Origin of the sequence: Pseudomonas sp. JDS08PS003 (assembly GCF_045013505.1) — a bacterium.
Lineage (GTDB): Bacteria > Pseudomonadota > Gammaproteobacteria > Pseudomonadales > Pseudomonadaceae > Aquipseudomonas > Aquipseudomonas protegens_B.
Genome location: NZ_CP120724.1, coordinates 2,395,248 through 2,411,448 on the forward strand (window position 1 = coordinate 2,395,248; position 16,201 = coordinate 2,411,448).

Consider the following 16,201-nt stretch of genomic DNA (forward strand, 5'->3'; position numbering starts at 1 on the left):
GTTATGTAGATTGCTATATAGCGGCGACCTGAGGGTTGATGCAATCGTTGTCGATGGGAATCAATCTGCAACTAAACCGCGGCAGCGCATGGCGTCTGCCCCCAGCAGCCTTATAATGAGCGCCTTTGCGCATATCAGCAGGCTGTAAGTTCTTGGCAAATATAGATAACCCGGCTGCCGAAATGGCGGCCGCAGGCTTTTCCCGCATCGCTCTGGGTGTTGAATACAAAGGTTCGCGCTATCGCGGTTGGCAGCGTCAGGCTTCTGGTGTGCCCAGCGTCCAGGAAACCCTGGAGAAGGCCTTGTCCAGGGTCGCGGACTCTCCCGTGGTGGTGGCCTGTGCGGGGCGTACCGATGCCGGCGTGCATGCCTGTGGTCAGGTGGTGCATTTCGATACTCAGGCCGTGCGTTCGATGAAGGCTTGGGTCATGGGGGCCAATATCAACCTGCCTCACGACATCAGTGTCAGTTGGGCCCAGGAGATGCCGGCGCATTTTCATGCTCGGTTCAAGGCCATCGCCCGCCGCTATCGCTATGTGATCTACAACGATCAGATCCGTCCGGCCCATCTCAATGAGGAGGTCACTTGGAATCACCGGCCGCTGGATATCGAACGGATGGCTCAGGCTGCCGCGTTTCTGGTGGGCACCCATGATTTCAGTGCGTTCCGGGCCGGCCAGTGTCAGGCCAAGTCACCAATCAAGGAGATTCACCACCTGCGGGTCACCCGGCACGGCAAGATGATTGTCCTGGATATTCGCGCCAGTGCGTTCCTGCATCACATGGTGCGCAATATTGCCGGGGTCTTGATGACCATCGGTGCGGGCGAACGGCCGGTTGAGTGGGCGCGGGAAGTGCTGGAGAGCCGGATTCGCCGCACGGGTGGGGTCACCGCCCATCCTTTCGGCCTGTATCTGGTGCAGGTGGAATACAAGGATGAGTTCCAGTTGCCGGAGCGATACATCGGGCCACATTTCCTCACCGGTTGGTCTGAACTTGACGGCTGACGCCCGGAAAAGCATTTGCTACCATCCGGAACTTTCCGAATTTGCCCCCGAGGTTCAAACGACATGTCAGCTGTTCGCAGCAAGATTTGCGGGATTACCCGCATAGAAGATGCGTTGGCAGCGGTGGCGGCGGGGGCCGATGCCATCGGTCTGGTGTTCTATGCCAAGAGTCCGCGGGCGGTCAGTGTGCAGCAAGCGCGGGCGATCATCGCCGCCTTGCCGCCGTTCGTGACCACGGTCGGGCTGTTCGTCAACGCCAGTCGCTGCGAGTTGGGGGAAATCCTCGATGCTGTGCCGCTGGACCTGCTGCAGTTTCACGGCGATGAGTCGGCGGCGGATTGCGAGGGTTATCACCGTCCCTATATCAAGGCGCTGCGAGTCAAGGCCGGGGATGACATTGCCGCGGTCTGCCAGGCTTATCCGCGTGCCAGCGGGATTCTGCTGGATACCTATGTCGAGGGGGTGCCGGGGGGAACTGGCGAGGCTTTTGACTGGTCCCTGGTTCCTCAGGGGCTGAGCAAGCCGATCATTCTGGCCGGTGGGCTGTCAGCGCAGAACGTCGCCGAGGCCATCGCTCGGGTTCGTCCCTATGCGGTGGATGTCAGTGGCGGTGTGGAACAGAGCAAGGGCATCAAGGATTCGGCAAAGATTCAGGCATTTATGCAGGCAGTGCGTCGCAGCAACGAGTCGATGTGACGGCTGGCAGTCTGCCGCCGTCCATAACACCACTGTACAAAACAGGCAGGCGCCGCCTTCAGGCGGGGTCGGAATCGAGTGGCAACCGCTCTATCGCGGGTTGTCGAGATGGCTGAGGAGCATTTCGTTGCAGGCAGGTCGAGCCCGGTGCTGACCGCGGTAGCGAAGTGATCATCGCCGCACACATGAATTTAGCTCAAGGGCATACGCGGGGTTGCGAACCAGAGCGTTCGGGCCGCCGGTACTGGAGAAAGAAAGCATGAGCAACTGGTTAGTAGACAAACTGATCCCTTCGATCATGCGTTCCGAGGTGAAGAAAAGCTCGGTGCCTGAAGGTCTTTGGCATAAGTGCCCGTCCTGCGAGGCAGTGCTTTATCGGCCGGAGCTGGAAAAGACCCTGGATGTTTGCCCCAAGTGCAATCACCACATGCGCATCGGTGCTCGCGCCCGTATCGACATCTTCCTCGACGCCGAAGGCCGTGCCGAACTGGGCGCTGACCTGGAGCCGGTTGACCGTCTGAAGTTCCGTGACGGCAAGAAGTACAAGGACCGCCTGACAGCGGCGCAGAAGCAGACGGGCGAGAAGGACGCTCTGATTTCCATGAGCGGCACCCTGCTGGGCATGCCGGTCGTGGTTTCGGCCTTTGAGTTCTCCTTCATGGGCGGGTCCATGGGCGCCATCGTTGGCGAGCGTTTCGTCCGCGCGGCCAACTACGCCCTGGAAAACCGCTGCCCAATGATCTGCTTCTCCGCCTCCGGTGGTGCGCGGATGCAGGAGGCACTGATCTCCCTGATGCAGATGGCCAAGACCTCCGCCGTGCTGGCGCGTCTGCGTGAAGAAGGCATTCCATTCATCTCCGTGCTGACCGATCCGGTCTACGGTGGTGTTTCCGCCAGTCTGGCGATGTTGGGTGATGTGATCGTCGCTGAGCCTAAAGCTCTGGTGGGCTTCGCTGGTCCGCGAGTGATCGAGCAGACTGTGCGGGAAAAACTGCCGGAAGGTTTCCAGCGCAGTGAGTTCCTCCTGGAGCACGGTGCCATCGACATGATCATCTCCCGTCAGGAGTTGCGTCCACGTCTGGGTAACCTGCTGGCCCAGCTGATGGGGCTGCCGACGCCGGAGTTCGTGGCTGCTCCCGTTGAGCCGATCGTGGTTCCGCCGGCTCCAGCAAACCTATGACCCAGCGTACCCTGGGCGATTGGCTCGCCTACCTTGAGCAGTTGCATCCTTCGGCCATCGATATGGGGTTGGAGCGCTCGCAGCAGGTAGTGGCCCGGATGGGGCTGGGCAAGCCGGCGCCTCGGGTGATCACGGTCACCGGTACCAACGGCAAGGGATCTACCTGTGCCTTTGTCGCTTCCCTGTTGCGGGCCCAGGGCCTGCAGGTAGGGGTCTACAGCTCGCCGCATCTGCTGCGTTACAACGAGCGGGTGCAGATCAACGGTCTTGAGGCCACTGATCAGCAACTGTGCGAGGCCTTCGCTGCGGTGGAGGCGGGGCGTGGTGATGTCTCCCTGACCTATTTCGAGATGGGCACCCTGGCGGCGTTCTGGCTGTTCCAGCGTGCGGCCCTGGATGCAGTCGTCCTGGAAGTGGGGCTGGGTGGGCGTCTGGATGCGGTCAATCTGGTGGATGCCGACCTGGCATTGGTCACCAGCATTGGTGTCGATCACATCGAGTACCTGGGAGATTCCCGGGAGTCCGTGGCTTTCGAGAAGGCTGGAATCTTCCGTGCCGGCGCGCCGGCGTTGTGTGGCGACCTGAATCCGCCGCAGCCATTGCTGGACAAGGCGCGGGAGCTGGGTTGTCCGCTTTTCCTTCGGGGGCGAGATTTCGACCTTGGGCTCACCGAAGAATATTGGCAATGGCGCGGTCTGGATGCCGAGGGCAATCAGGTCGAGCTGCGGGATCTGCCGCTGCTCGATCTGCCCATGGAAAACGCGGCATTGGCCTTGCAGGCCTACCTGCTTACCGGGTTGCCCTGGCAGCCTGAGCTGATCGGTGCCGCTCTGCAGCTGACCCGGGTGACCGGTCGTCTGGATCGTCGGCAGATCGAATGGCAGGGCAAGCGTCTGAACCTGCTGCTGGATGTGGGGCACAATCCCCATGCCGCGCAGTATCTGGCTGAGCGCCTGGCGCGTCGACCCGTAGCAGGCAAGCGCTTGGCGGTATTTGGTCTGCTGGCGGACAAGGATCTGTCAGGGGTGGTCGGCAGTTTGCAGTCCTCGGTCCAGCACTGGGCGGTAGCCCCCCTGGATTCGCCTCGGGCGCGTCCAGTGGAAGATCTGCAGGCCGCCTTGGAGAACCTTGGTGCTTCGGTAGCGTCTTATGCCAGTGTCGCTGCGGCGTTGGATGCGCAATGTGCACAAGCGACCGCAGATGACGAAATTCTGCTGTTCGGATCTTTTTATTGTGTTGCCGAGGCGCTTGAGTGGCTCGCCCGGCGCTCCACGGAGGAAGCTGCACATGGCAATGCTGGATAAGGTCTACAAGCAGCGAATGGTTGGAGCGCTGGTCTTGGTGGCTTTGGCGGTGATCTTTCTGCCGATGCTGTTCTCGCGAGAGGATGAGCAGCGCCACGTAACGGTTGAGGCGCCGCCAGCGCCACAGGCCTCGGCCATGCCTCAGGTTCAGGTTGAGCCGGTGGTTGTGCCTGAGCCCCAGGTGTTGCCTCAGGAGTCGGTTCCTGTCGAGGAGCCCGTGGTCCAGCAGGTTGCACCGTCGATGCCGATTGCTCCGAGTACGCCAGCGGTTGCACCGGCACCTGTAGTGGCTAGCAAGCCTGCGCCAAAGCCTGCTCCTGTGCCGGCCCCGGCCCAGCCGATTGTCGCTACCAAGCCTGATACCAGTCAGAGTCGGGTCGATGCCAATGGTCTGTCCATCAGTTGGTCGGTGCAGTTGGCCAGCCTGTCGAGCCGTGAAAGTGCGGAAAACCTGCAGAAAACCCTGCGCAGCCAAGGCTATAACGCTTATATCCGTTCCGCTGAAGGTAAGAATCGGGTATTTGTCGGGCCGTTGATCGAGCGTGCCGAGGCCGACCGTCTGCGTGACCTGTTGGGTCGTCAGCACAACCTCAAGGGGTTTGTGGTGCGCTTTCAGCCGGAGCGTGGCTGAGGCTATCTGGTTGATTTCAAAAGCACAGTGAATCGCAGCTTACCGACAGCCAAGCGCTCTGTTAAAATGCGCCGCCTTATCCGTCTGTAGGCTGCACTGTGCCATTTACCTGGGTTGACTGGGCGATCGTTGCAATAATCGCCATCTCCGCTTTGATCAGTTTGAGCCGCGGTTTCGTCAAAGAAGCCTTGTCGTTGCTTACCTGGATCATCGCAGGAGTCGTTGCCTGGATGTTTGGTGGCTCACTGTCCGAGTACCTCGGCGGTTATATCGAAACTCCTTCGGCTCGCGTGATCGCGGGCTGCGCAATCATGTTTGTCGCCACCTTGCTGGTGGGGGCAATGGTCAACTATCTCATCGGCGAATTGATTCGCGTCACCGGCCTCTCCGGGACCGATCGATTTCTCGGCATGGCCTTCGGCGCGGCGCGTGGCGCGTTGCTGGTGGTCGTGGCAGTCGGGCTCTTGAGCCTGGGGCCGGTTCAGCAGGATTCCTGGTGGCAACAGTCGCGACTGGTGCCACAATTTCTATTGGTTGCAGACTGGTCCAAGAACCTCATTCTGGGGTGGAGCAGTCAGTGGCTGGCCAGCGGTATCAGCGTACCCGCTGATATACCGTTCAAGGAGCACCTCTTACCGGCCAAAACGCCTCAGTAAGATGTGTTCAGTTCAGTTTCATTAAGTAGGGGTTGCGTCGCATGTGTGGCATCGTCGGTATCGTCGGTAAGTCGAACGTCAATCAGGCGCTGTATGACGCGCTAACCGTCCTCCAGCACCGCGGCCAGGACGCTGCCGGTATCGTGACCAGTCATGAAGGCCGGTTATTCCTGCGCAAGGACAATGGCCTGGTTCGTGATGTGTTCCAGCAGCGGCACATGCAGCGTCTGGTCGGTCACATGGGTATTGGCCATGTGCGTTACCCGACTGCGGGCAGCTCGACTTCGGCCGAGGCTCAGCCGTTCTACGTCAACTCGCCGTACGGCATCACCCTGGCGCACAACGGCAACCTGACCAACGTCGAGCAGTTGGCCAAGGAGATCTACGAGTCCGACCTGCGCCACGTCAACACCAACTCCGACTCCGAGGTGTTGCTCAACGTGTTCGCTCACGAGCTGGCCCAGCGCGGCAAGCTGCAGCCTACTGAGGAAGACGTGTTCGCCGCGGTGACTGACGTGCACAACCGCTGCGTCGGTGGCTACGCAGTGGTAGCGATGATCACCGGTTACGGCATTGTCGGTTTCCGTGATCCCCATGGTATCCGTCCGATCGTCTTCGGCCAGCGTCATACCGACGAAGGCGTGGAGTACATGATTGCCTCGGAAAGCGTTTCCCTGGATGTGCTGGGTTTCACCCTGATCCGCGACCTGGCGCCCGGCGAGGCGGTCTACATCACTGAAGAGGGCAAGCTCTACACCCGCCAGTGCGCGACCAATCCAAAGCTCACTCCGTGCATCTTCGAGCACGTTTATCTGGCTCGCCCCGACTCGATCATCGATGGTGTCTCGGTGTACAAGGCGCGCCTGCGTATGGGTGAGAAGCTGGCCGAGAAGATTCTGCGCGAGCGTCCAGAGCACGATATCGACGTGGTGATCCCTATTCCGGACACCAGCCGCACCGCGGCGCTGGAACTGGCCAACCACTTGGGGGTCAAGTTCCGCGAAGGCTTCGTGAAGAACCGCTACATCGGTCGTACCTTCATCATGCCGGGCCAGGCTGCGCGGAAGAAATCCGTGCGCCAGAAGCTCAATGCAATTGAGCTGGAGTTCCGTGGCAAGAACGTGATGCTGGTGGACGACTCCATCGTTCGTGGCACCACCTGCAAGCAGATCATCCAGATGGCCCGTGAAGCTGGTGCGAAAAACGTCTACTTCTGCTCGGCGGCCCCGGCTGTGCGCTACCCGAACGTGTATGGCATCGACATGCCAAGCGCTCACGAACTGATTGCCCATAATCGTTCGACCCAGGATGTGGCTGACCTGATTGGTGCCGACTGGCTCATCTATCAGGACCTGCCGGACCTGATCGAAGCGGTCGGTGGCGGCAAGATCAAGATCGAGAGCTTCGATTGCGCCGTGTTCGATGGCAAGTACGTCACTGGCGATGTGGATGAGGCCTATCTGAACAAGATCGAGAGCGCTCGTAATGATGCGTCCAAGGCCAAGACTCAGGCGGTCAGCGCCATCATCGATCTGTACAACAACTGATCCAGAGCATTTAAGAAGACATTAGGAGTAGGCGGCATGAGTCAGGATTGGGATGCCGGTCGGCTGGATAGCGACCTTGAAGGCGTAGCGTTCGATACCCTGGCGGTGCGCGCCGGCCAACACCGCTCGCCGGAAGGCGAGCACGGTGATCCGATGTTCTTCACCTCCAGTTATGTGTTCCGTACAGCCGCCGATGCGGCTGCGCGATTCGCTGGCGAGGTCCCCGGTAACGTCTATTCGCGCTACACCAACCCCACGGTGCGCTCGTTCGAAGAGCGAATCGCAGCGTTGGAGGGGGCGGAACAGGCAGTCGCCACGGCCACCGGCATGGCGGCCATTCTTTCGGTGGTCATGAGCCTTTGCAGTACTGGGGATCATGTGCTGGTGTCGCGCAGTGTATTCGGCTCGACCATCAGCTTGTTCGAGAAGTACTTCAAGCGTTTTGGTGTTGAGGTTGATTACGTACCCCTGGCGGAACTGTCCGGTTGGGATGCGGCAATCAAGAGCAACACCAAACTGCTGTTTGTCGAGTCGCCATCCAATCCCCTGGCCGAGTTGGTGGATATCGCTGCGCTGGCCGAGATAGCTCATGCAAAGGGCGCGATGCTGGTGGTCGACAACTGTTTCTGTACCCCTGCGTTGCAGCAGCCGCTGAAGCTTGGCGCGGACTTGGTGGTGCATTCGGCGACCAAGTTCATTGACGGTCAGGGCCGTTGCATGGGCGGTGTGGTGGCTGGCCGCAGCGAACAGATGAAAGAGGTGGTGGGTTTCCTGCGTACTGCAGGGCCGACCCTGAGTCCGTTCAATGCGTGGGTTTTCCTCAAGGGCCTGGAAACTCTGAGCCTGCGGATGCGTGCCCACTGCTCCAATGCCCTGGCCCTGGCGCAATGGCTGGAGCAGCAGGACGGTGTCGAGAAGGTGCACTACGCAGGTCTTGCCAGTCATCCGCAGCACGAGCTGGCCAAGCGTCAGCAGCGTGGCTTCGGTGCGGTGGTGAGCTTTGAGGTCAAGGGTGGTAAAGAGGGCGCCTGGCGCTTTATCGATGCGACTCGGCTGATTTCGATCACTGCCAACCTGGGCGACAGCAAAACCACGATTACCCATCCGAGCACCACTTCCCATGGGCGTCTCGCGCCTCAGGAACGCGAGGCTGCCGGTATTCGTGACAGTCTGATCCGCATTGCGGTGGGGCTGGAGGATGTGGCTGACCTGCAGGCCGACCTGGCTCGCGGTCTGGCAGCCTTGTGATCGAGTTGTCCACGCCTCAAGGCGGCAATGGTCGTGTTGCGCTGGTCACCGGCGCGGCGCGGGGCATTGGCCTGGGGATCGCTGCTTGGCTGATCAGTGAAGGTTGGCAAGTGGTGCTGACCGACCTGGATCGGGAGCGGGGTTCCAAGGTGGCCAAGGTGCTGGGTGAAAGCGCCTGGTTCATCACTATGGACGTGGCTGATGAAACTCAGGTGGCTCAGGGAGTGGCTGAGGTACTGGGGCAGTTCGGGCGCCTGGACGCCCTGGTCTGCAATGCTGCGGTGGCCGACCCCCACAACATTACCCTGGAAAGCCTGGATCTGGCCTATTGGAATCGGGTGCTGGCGGTGAATCTTGGCGGGCCCATGCTGCTTGCCAAGCATTGCGCGCCTTATCTGCGTGCCCATGGCGGTTCTATCGTCAATCTGGCTTCTACCCGTGCTCGGCAATCAGAGCCCGACAGCGAGGCCTATGCGGCGAGCAAGGGTGGTTTGCTGGCCTTGACTCACGCTCTGGCAATCAGCCTGGGGCCGGAAATCCGGGTCAACGCAGTGAGTCCTGGCTGGATCGATGCTCGTGATCCGGCAGCGCGACGTGCCGAACCATTGTCTGATGCGGATCATGCCCAGCACCCAGCGGGCAGGGTGGGGACGGTGGAAGACGTGGCGGCGATGGTGGCCTGGCTGTTGTCGCGCAACTCGGGATTCGTTACTGGCCAAGAGTTCGTGGTGGACGGTGGTATGACCAAGAAAATGATTTATCAAGGATGATGCGGTCTCGGCTTTTGCCTGAGCCTCGCAGCGTGTCGCTTGCTGCTGTTTTTTTAAAAAAACTTCAAGCCTGCTATTGACTTAGCTTCGTTACCTGCGTAAATTTCGCGGCCTCAGCGAAGCAAAGGGTGATTAGCTCAGCCGGGAGAGCGTCTGCCTTACAAGCAGAATGTCGGCGGTTCGATCCCGTCATCACCCACCATTTCCTGAGTGTCTTTCGCAAGAAAGACGGAAGCTTCCACGGAAGCCTCCAACCGACGCGCAGCGGTAGTTCAGTCGGTTAGAATACCGGCCTGTCACGCCGGGGGTCGCGGGTTCGAGTCCCGTCCGCTGCGCCATATTTTCCAGATCAGGCTTACCTGGTTTGAGACTGAAAAGTTTTAAGGCTTTTTAGTCAGACGATTTAAACGGTTCACATGGACGCAAGTCCAAGCGATACGCAGCGGTAGTTCAGTCGGTTAGAATACCGGCCTGTCACGCCGGGGGTCGCGGGTTCGAGTCCCGTCCGCTGCGCCATATCAGCCTCAAGGATCACTGAACACCTTGAGGCAACGGAACAAGCCTTTGGTTTGATTCGCATCGATAGCAAAGACCCTGGTCGAAAGACCGGGGTTTTTTGTTTTTGCGATCAGCGTGGGGTGGTTGTGCTGTTTGAGTGGCAATGTCCGAGCATAAAAAAACCGCCTGTTGGGCGGTTTTTTATTGGGGCGCAGAAAGGTCTTTTATCAGAAACCGAACTTGTCTCGCAGGCTGTAGTACCAGGCTCCTAGTGCCGTGAATGGGGTGCGCAGCAACTGGCCTCCAGGGAAAGGGTAGTGGGGTAGGTCGGCGAAGGCGTCAAAACGCTCTGCCTGGCCGCGTAGGGCCTCTGCCAGGACCTTTCCCGCCAGGTGGGTATAGGTCACGCCGTGTCCGCTGCAGCCTTGGGAGTAATAGATGTTGTCTCCCAGGCGGCCAACTTGTGGCAGGCGCGACAGGGTCAGCAGGAAGTTGCCGGTCCAGGCGTAGTCGATCTTCACGTTTTGCAGCTGCGGGAAGGTCTTGAGCATCTTCGGCCGGATGATCGCTTCGATATTGGCCGGATCACGGGCGCCATACACTACTCCGCCGCCGAAGATCAGGCGCTTGTCGCCGGAGAGGCGGTAGTAGTCCAGCAGGTAGTTGCAGTCCTCGACGCAGTAGTCCTGAGGCAGCAGGCTGGCTGCCAGCTCATCGCCTAAGGGCTCGGTAGTGATCACCTGGGTGCCGCAAGGCATGGATTTGGCTGCCAGCTCTGGAATCAAGTTGCCCAGGTAGGCGTTGCCGGCGACGATGATGAACTTGGCGCGGACTTTACCCTGCGGGGTATGCACTACAGGGCTGACGCCTCGTTCGATGCGTACTGCTGGGGATTGTTCGTAAATGGTCCCGCCCAGGGATTCCACGGCAGCCGCTTCACCCAGGGCCAGGTTCAGTGGGTGGATGTGGCCGCCACTCATATCGAGCATGCCGCCCTTGTACTGGTCGCAGGCTACGACTTCACGAATCCGCCGCTCGTCCAGTAACTCCAGCTGAGTGTGCCCATAGCGCTCCCAGAGACGCTTTTGCGACTCCAGGTGGCCCATCTGCTTGCCGGTCAGTGCGGCAAACACGCCCCCATCTTTCAAATCGCACTGGATCTGATACTTGGCGACGCGCTCGCGGATGATACGGCCGCCCTCGAACGCCATCTGGCCCAACAGTTGTGCTTGCTTGGGACCGACACTGCGTTCGATCACATCGATGTCGCGGCTGTAGCTGTTGACGATCTGTCCGCCATTGCGGCCGGATGCGCCGAAGCCGACCTTGGCGGCCTCGAGCACGGTCACCCGGAAACCGTTTTCCAGAAGAAACAGGGCGCTGGACAGGCCGGTGTAACCTGCGCCGATCACGCAGACGTCGGTTTCAACCTCGTCTTGCAATTGTGGGCGTTCCGGGGCCGCATTGGCGGAAGCAGCGTAATAGGACTGTGGGTAAGGAATGTTCGCCATCCTGCGACCTCATGTGTTTAATATATTTTACGAGTGCGTCGATGCTACCTGAGTTGAAAATCCGCTACCAGACAGGAAGAAAAACTTCTTCGCAGCCCCGGAATTAAAAAATTCGCATATTCATAGGCTTAGCTGCAAAAAAGGTGTTGACACCCCTTTGGAATTCCGTAGAATGCCGCCTCACAGCAGGCACGTAGCTCAGTTGGTTAGAGCACCACCTTGACATGGTGGGGGTCGTTGGTTCGAGTCCAATCGCGCCTACCAAACAAAATCCGCTCTGCTGGGCGGTCTAGAAGGGCTCACCGAAAGGTGGGCCCTTTTTTGTTGTCAGCGATTTTCAAGGCTTTGCAAAACGCCCACCTCAGAACGCCAATTCGGCGCCTACCTCCAGGTACTTGATCTTCTTTTCGCCGTGCCCCTCTTGATAGTGTTTTGTCATCTTCTCGTCCGAGTGCCCATAAGCGTCTGGATGTATTCCTGGGGGAATTGCTGCTGCTCATACAGCCAGGCGCCCAGTGCCCGGATCTGATGAAAAGTGGGGCGCTCACCGGCTGGAACTTGGTCATGTGCGTACGCTGCGTCCCTGGCTTTACTGCGCTTCTTGGTCGGGTAGTCAGGTGTGACCGACGTCTAGTGGTTCTTGGCGTCGATCTGTTCCCGCCGGCGGGCCTTGGGCTTGTAGTGGATGGGTATGGCGAGCCCAGTTGCGAGCGCAGGCATTCCCTGACCACGTCCCGAAGCTCAGCGTCCATGGTGATTTTGAGGTGCGCAGGGTTTTCATTGTCCTGGGGCTTTCCTGGCGAAACGGTTGGCGTGTTCTTCTCTATGTCGGCAGCCGACTTCAGCCAGGTCACGATGTCGTCCCGGCGCTGAAGGCTGGCTAGGGGAGGCGGATTGCACGCTTCAGCCAGGGCGGCGAGGTCGCGGCGTCGATGATCAGCTTTCCCATGGCGCACAAGTAACGCGACACGCGCACGTATGTCCGAACCCGAACATTGAGCCGGGTTTTTATTACCTGAAATTCATCCACGGCAAAGTCGGCCTCACAGGCGATCTGGATACTTATAAGCCGATAGCGCAGTGCTAAGGCAGTCTGTCTTCGTCTTATATATTTGCTGGGCGGGGTGATGTTGGCGCCGTTGGTCGAGTTTTTGATATCGACAATCTAGGTGATGGCTTACTAATTTATTTGAGCAAAGCTCTGCTTTAGTGCTTAGGCACTATCTGATCCGCTTTTGGTACAGATTTGCACAATGATTGATGCGGTAAGTTAGGTTTTTTGACAGCTGTCGATAAATTTGCTTTCAAGAAAAAGTGCTACTCTCAAGTTTCCGTCAGGATTGTTTGAATGGAGTTAGGCGGATAACTTATACAAAAGGAGTGTTGTTATGGCGAATGTTGATACTGGAAACGCTGCTGGCTTCAAAGATATCAATGTCTTGGTTGTGGTGGATGTTGAGAATGCTTTGGCAACGAAAAACCTACAAGATAATGCATATTTGGTAGACAATAATAAAAGCTCAGGGTCTGTTTCTGAAGGCCGGTCAGGGCTCATTACAGCCTGTCTGAATGGGCAGTTCGTCAACTGGCGTGTGGCCCCGGTTGTGCCTCAGAACCATGTAAAAATCATCAGCTTTTCCGGGCCGATGATTGCCGAAGAAATCTGCGTGCCAATGGAAATAAAGAGCCCTGGCGATCATCACTTTCGCGGTCAGATCCAGTCGCGGAGTAAAACGGGTAGGTGGGAATACGAAGTTGCTCTTGAAATGAATGGTGCGGTTCTGAAGTGCAAGACATTCATTCAGGTGAGCCAGAAATTGTGAGGAGCGTAGTCACAGCGTAGATAAACTACAGGTAGATTGCTTTTGCTTGTAAGGCAGTTTGTTTGGTTGCCTCAGTATGAAGTTTAAAAAAGCCCAGTCATCGAACTGGGCTTTTTTGTGTTTTTTATCTGTCTGTATCCAGGATAGCCCTCGGGAAGATCTAGATGTCGAGAGCCGTATGGTGCAGTGAACTGAATCAACACTGACAGCCCGCGCACCCTTGCTTCACCTGCTGTCGGGGTAGCGCGAGACTGGAATAGCGAGATCGATGCAGTGGGGCGTCGACGTTGTGGTCCTCCTCGGCGGACAGAGGGAAATACTGCGTATCTAATTCGATTGCAAACCATAGAATCCGCTCGCTCTCCGGTCACGAATGTTTGATTGAATCTGGCAGTTTTTCGTTGCCTCTACTGTGAGTAGATGGTGGTTCAGGCAGATGTGATAACCATTAGGATTGCTCCTGAGCGTCAGCTAAATGTGTCTATTGGAGTGCGCATGATAAAGGACTGCTTCGGTTGCGCTCCTTGGTAATGTCCGCAGCGAGCTTTTAAAGATGCCCGCTCTTCAGTAATCCATTTGAACTCAGTTCGAGGGCGGGGAGCTTTAGTAAGCAGATCATCGTTTTGCTGCTGTTCGTCTTTGGGCTGGTTGTAGTGGCTTTTTAACAGTATTTGCCGCCATGCGCTTTATGGTGAGAGTGGACTTGGCGGCTGGATTCAGGAGGTATGAGTTATCAATTTTTCTTGTGTTGTTGGCCTGGTTCTTATTCTCGTCCAATTTTAAGGGGCTTGGATACAATATTTCTTGCGTTATTATCAAGGATGATAATTATCCGGCGCTCAGTCTCAGTGGGCCTTCCATTGGAAGATGTAACGTGAAAGTGTTCGTCACTATCCGGAGCGGTTTTAGAGAAGTAGTAATTTGAAACGCAGCAGCGTGGAAAATCGATATTTACTCCGCTGGCTGAGTGTCAGGAAGTTTTATTTGTTTCCGTTGCGACTAGTCGATTGAGTTTTGAAGTAATAGTCTTTTGGGTTTTTACTTTGTCATCCCAGCGCTCAAGGTTTTCTCCACTTTCAAGTGTCCAGTCTGGAGGGGCGTAATAAAGCAAGTTTAAGCGTCGGTAAAGATTTCTCGAGCTGTCATGGCTGTTGTCAATGTGAGAGTTTAAGAAGTCGTCTTTAAACATCGTTGAGAGCCCTCCGACATAGAGGGTCGGGTCTGGGACTATATTTTCAAATCCCAGAAGTGAGGCGATTTTATTGACGACCGAAGGGTGTTGCATTGCATAAGTGATGGTTCCGAGGACTTCGGAGTGATTATCCTATGGCACGTGGTCTTGAGGGGTGAATCCGTTGCCGTTGAAGCTGCGTACCGGGTTGCCGCGCTCCACTCGATGGTGGGCGTCGCGGCGTTGCAGGCGCAGTGCTTCCTCGGATTGTTGTTGCCGATCTGCCAAGCGCTGCAGGATTAGCAGGCGTGCTACGCGCTTGTTGTCGTGCTGGCTGCGTTCGGACTGCACTTTGACGCTGATTCCGGTTGCCAGGTGCGTGGCGCGTACGGCGGAGTCGGTGGTGTTCACGTGTTGCCCGCCCGGACCTGAGGCGCGCATGGCTTCAAAGCGGATTTGGCCGTCCATGCTGTCCTGTGGAGTCTTGAACAGTTGTCCGGCTAAATACCAGTTCTTGCGTTTGTGTCCAGGCCGGAACGGGCTCTTGCAGGTCCAGAGCAGGGTGCCGGTCCAGCGTTCGGCCAGTCTTGCAGCCTGTTCGCCATCGAGGCTTATCAGGACCGACTTGTGGGTGTCCCGGGCGTGGCCAGCTACCTGCTCGACGAGGCTGGTAAGTACGCCTTGTGCCTCGGCTTCGCGATACAGGAGACGCAAAGCCTTGGTCACCGCCAGCTCGCACTCGGCAGGCCCCTGGGCAGAGGACAGTTGTAAGAGCAGCATCAGCAGCACCCCCGGCGTTTGTAAGTCAGTACCGGCTTGAGCCGGGCGATGATCTGTACCAGGCCGGCGTCCCGCAGGCTGCCGACTACGCTGTCGATGCTCTTGTAGGCTTCGGGTGCTTCCTCGTACATCAATCCGCGGTCCTCGCAGATCACTCGGCTGCCCAGTTGAGTGCGCTTGAGCTGGTCGAAGCTGAAGCGGGTCGCCAGCCGGCCCTTGCAGTCGCTGCGCAGCCATTTGCGTCCGGCGCCGTGGGCCAGGGAGAACAGGCTGACAGGCGTCGGATTGGGCTGTACCAGGTAGCTGTAGTCACCCCGGGAGCCCGGAATGACCACCGGACCCTGGTCCGATGGTGTGGCGCCCTTGCGATGCAGCCAGCCCGCGACGCCATCGATATTCGCCGGGGACACCAGGTTGTGGTTGATGTCCAGAGTGGCGTGCCCCTTGGCTCGTAGGTTGTGCAGCAGGCGTTCGGCAATCAGTCGTCGGTTGGCTTCGGCGAAGCGCAGGGCTTCGTCGTGCTCTTGCAAGTACCGGATGCCAGCGGCGCTGGTCATCTCCAGACCGTTGTGCCTGTGCTGATCCACATGGCGCCGCAGGATGGCCTCTCCCAGGCCTCGAGAGCCGCTATGCACTAGCAGCAACAAGGTTTTTGGATTCAGTTCCAGAGCCTGCAAGGCTGCGGCGTCATACACCTGATCGAGCTGCTGCAGTTCGGCGAAGTGATTGCCGCCGCCAATGGTGCCCAGTGAGTGCTCGTGGCCGGTGAGGGGCAGTCCCAGTTGCGCTCGTTCTTCATCCCACTGTTCATCCAGAGGGAGGTCGATATTGCCAATTTTCTTTTCCAGCTTGTCGAGGTTGAGGCGGCTGCTGGAGAGGTCGGTTTGCCACAGCGCCATGCCGCAGCCGATGTCATTGCCCACCAGGGCCGGGTAGGCCCGCTCGGTGGAAAAAAATGCCGCACCCACCGGGTAGCCCCGGCCTGGGTGCAGGTCCGGCATGCCGACAACCTGGCGCATGCCGGGTAGTTGGGCGGTGGTGTGCAGTTGTTGGAGCGCTTTGTCTTCGATCCAGGTGGTGTCGGAGGCGATAAGAGAGACGCCATTCGACAAATGACGGATGCAAGTGTCCATGTCCAATTCCTGATTGGAAAAAAATATTCAGGTAGTGGCAGGACGGAACGGGGTTAAGCGAAGACGCTAACGGGTAGCGGATACAGCGTTTAAACCAGGCACGTCCTGCAAGGGGTGATCAGCTGTTGCATGGTGGATCTCCTTGGCAAAAGTGTGGGAAGGGGCGCGAAGATTAATCCTTTGCCTGAGGCCTGGCAATGGGGTTTGTAAACAAAAGGCATCTGGCCTCGCGGCATTTTTTCTTCT

14 protein-coding genes and 4 tRNA genes are annotated in these 16,201 nt (G+C 58.0%); 14 read left to right on the top strand and 4 right to left on the bottom strand.

What is annotated here, in order from left to right; translation table 11 throughout:
- Window positions 1-182: 182 nt before the first annotated feature.
- The 12 genes from truA (at window position 183) to P7C00_RS11015 (ending at window position 9,555) form a co-directional block, all read left to right on the top strand.
- On the top strand, window positions 183-1,007 hold the full coding sequence (gene truA, locus P7C00_RS10960) for a tRNA pseudouridine(38-40) synthase TruA (protein WP_346632067.1): 825 nt from the start codon (window positions 183-185) through the stop codon (window positions 1,005-1,007).
- Window positions 1,008-1,070: 63 nt separating this feature from the next.
- Complete coding sequence (locus tag P7C00_RS10965) at window positions 1,071-1,703, top strand: phosphoribosylanthranilate isomerase (RefSeq protein WP_346631696.1); 633 nt, start codon at window positions 1,071-1,073, stop codon at window positions 1,701-1,703.
- Window positions 1,704-1,962: 259 nt separating this feature from the next.
- Entirely contained in the window at window positions 1,963-2,883 is a 921-nt protein-coding gene (gene accD / locus P7C00_RS10970) for an acetyl-CoA carboxylase, carboxyltransferase subunit beta (RefSeq protein ID WP_019094939.1), read from the top strand.
- Window positions 2,880-4,187: a bifunctional tetrahydrofolate synthase/dihydrofolate synthase gene (gene folC, locus P7C00_RS10975; RefSeq protein WP_404938911.1), complete on the top strand. Its 1,308-nt coding sequence runs from the start codon at window positions 2,880-2,882 to the stop codon at window positions 4,185-4,187. Before accD ends, folC begins: the two co-directional genes overlap by 4 nt.
- A complete protein-coding gene (locus tag P7C00_RS10980) occupies window positions 4,171-4,818 on the top strand; it encodes an SPOR domain-containing protein (protein WP_404938913.1) in 648 nt (215 codons plus the stop codon). Before folC ends, P7C00_RS10980 begins: the two co-directional genes overlap by 17 nt.
- Window positions 4,819-4,916: 98 nt before the next feature.
- Window positions 4,917-5,474: a CvpA family protein gene (locus tag P7C00_RS10985; protein WP_025130180.1), complete on the top strand. Its 558-nt coding sequence runs from the start codon at window positions 4,917-4,919 to the stop codon at window positions 5,472-5,474.
- A gap of 41 nt (window positions 5,475-5,515) precedes the next feature.
- A complete protein-coding gene (purF, locus tag P7C00_RS10990; protein WP_346631693.1) occupies window positions 5,516-7,021 on the top strand; it encodes an amidophosphoribosyltransferase in 1,506 nt (501 codons plus the stop codon).
- A gap of 36 nt (window positions 7,022-7,057) precedes the next feature.
- Window positions 7,058-8,269, top strand: a complete 1,212-nt coding sequence (locus P7C00_RS10995) for an O-succinylhomoserine sulfhydrylase (protein ID WP_404938915.1) — start codon at window positions 7,058-7,060, stop codon at window positions 8,267-8,269.
- Window positions 8,266-9,039 (top strand): SDR family oxidoreductase, encoded by a 774-nt coding sequence (locus tag P7C00_RS11000; RefSeq protein WP_404938917.1) that lies wholly within the window; start codon window positions 8,266-8,268, stop codon window positions 9,037-9,039. Before P7C00_RS10995 ends, P7C00_RS11000 begins: the two co-directional genes overlap by 4 nt.
- A 126-nt stretch (window positions 9,040-9,165) precedes the next feature.
- Window positions 9,166-9,241 (top strand) — tRNA-Val (locus P7C00_RS11005).
- A 59-nt stretch (window positions 9,242-9,300) separates the two neighbouring features.
- A tRNA-Asp gene (locus P7C00_RS11010) sits at window positions 9,301-9,377 on the top strand.
- Window positions 9,378-9,478: 101 nt separating this feature from the next.
- Window positions 9,479-9,555 (top strand) — tRNA-Asp (locus P7C00_RS11015).
- Window positions 9,556-9,764: 209 nt separating this feature from the next.
- On the opposite strand, the gene P7C00_RS11020 is transcribed toward P7C00_RS11015, so the two are convergent.
- Complete coding sequence (locus P7C00_RS11020) at window positions 9,765-11,048, bottom strand: NAD(P)/FAD-dependent oxidoreductase (protein ID WP_404938919.1); 1,284 nt, start codon at window positions 11,046-11,048, stop codon at window positions 9,765-9,767.
- Between the two features lie 187 nt (window positions 11,049-11,235).
- Here P7C00_RS11020 and P7C00_RS11025 point away from each other — a divergent pair.
- Window positions 11,236-11,312: transfer RNA gene (locus P7C00_RS11025), tRNA-Val, on the top strand.
- Between the two features lie 1,124 nt (window positions 11,313-12,436).
- On the top strand, window positions 12,437-12,871 hold the full coding sequence (locus tag P7C00_RS11030) for a hypothetical protein (protein WP_404938921.1): 435 nt from the start codon (window positions 12,437-12,439) through the stop codon (window positions 12,869-12,871).
- A gap of 970 nt (window positions 12,872-13,841) precedes the next feature.
- On the opposite strand, the gene P7C00_RS11035 is transcribed toward P7C00_RS11030, so the two are convergent.
- From P7C00_RS11035 to P7C00_RS11045, 3 genes are read right to left on the bottom strand one after another with little or no spacing between them, the layout of a single operon-like run.
- The gene (locus P7C00_RS11035) at window positions 13,842-14,156 is read right to left on the bottom strand and encodes a 2OG-Fe(II) oxygenase (RefSeq protein WP_404938923.1); all 315 of its coding nucleotides are present in this window, start codon (window positions 14,154-14,156) and stop codon (window positions 13,842-13,844) included.
- Window positions 14,157-14,195: 39 nt separating this feature from the next.
- On the bottom strand, window positions 14,196-14,822 hold the full coding sequence (gene prfH / locus P7C00_RS11040; RefSeq protein WP_404938925.1) for a peptide chain release factor H: 627 nt from the start codon (window positions 14,820-14,822) through the stop codon (window positions 14,196-14,198).
- Entirely contained in the window at window positions 14,822-15,955 is a 1,134-nt protein-coding gene (locus tag P7C00_RS11045; RefSeq protein ID WP_346631687.1) for an RNA ligase RtcB family protein, read from the bottom strand. Before P7C00_RS11045 ends, prfH begins: the two co-directional genes overlap by 1 nt.
- Window positions 15,956-16,201 lie beyond the last annotated feature (246 nt).

What these genes read in the sequence shown, in the direction of transcription:
- truA (WP_346632067.1), top strand. Translation starts at nt 183, where the DNA reads ATGGCGGCCGCAGGCTTTTCCCGCATCGCTCTGGGTGTTGAATACAAA.
- P7C00_RS10965 (WP_346631696.1), top strand. Translation starts at nt 1,071, where the DNA reads ATGTCAGCTGTTCGCAGCAAGATTTGCGGGATTACCCGCATAGAAGAT.
- accD (WP_019094939.1), top strand. Translation starts at nt 1,963, where the DNA reads ATGAGCAACTGGTTAGTAGACAAACTGATCCCTTCGATCATGCGTTCC.
- folC (WP_404938911.1), top strand. Translation starts at nt 2,880, where the DNA reads ATGACCCAGCGTACCCTGGGCGATTGGCTCGCCTACCTTGAGCAGTTG.
- P7C00_RS10980 (WP_404938913.1), top strand. Translation starts at nt 4,171, where the DNA reads ATGGCAATGCTGGATAAGGTCTACAAGCAGCGAATGGTTGGAGCGCTG.
- purF (WP_346631693.1), top strand. Translation starts at nt 5,516, where the DNA reads ATGTGTGGCATCGTCGGTATCGTCGGTAAGTCGAACGTCAATCAGGCG.
- P7C00_RS10995 (WP_404938915.1), top strand. Translation starts at nt 7,058, where the DNA reads ATGAGTCAGGATTGGGATGCCGGTCGGCTGGATAGCGACCTTGAAGGC.
- P7C00_RS11020 (WP_404938919.1), bottom strand. Translation starts at nt 11,048, where the DNA reads ATGGCGAACATTCCTTACCCACAGTCCTATTACGCTGCTTCCGCCAAT.
- P7C00_RS11030 (WP_404938921.1), top strand. Translation starts at nt 12,437, where the DNA reads ATGGCGAATGTTGATACTGGAAACGCTGCTGGCTTCAAAGATATCAAT.
- P7C00_RS11035 (WP_404938923.1), bottom strand. Translation starts at nt 14,156, where the DNA reads ATGCAACACCCTTCGGTCGTCAATAAAATCGCCTCACTTCTGGGATTT.
- prfH (WP_404938925.1), bottom strand. Translation starts at nt 14,822, where the DNA reads ATGCTGCTCTTACAACTGTCCTCTGCCCAGGGGCCTGCCGAGTGCGAG.
- P7C00_RS11045 (WP_346631687.1), bottom strand. Translation starts at nt 15,955, where the DNA reads ATGGACACTTGCATCCGTCATTTGTCGAATGGCGTCTCTCTTATCGCC.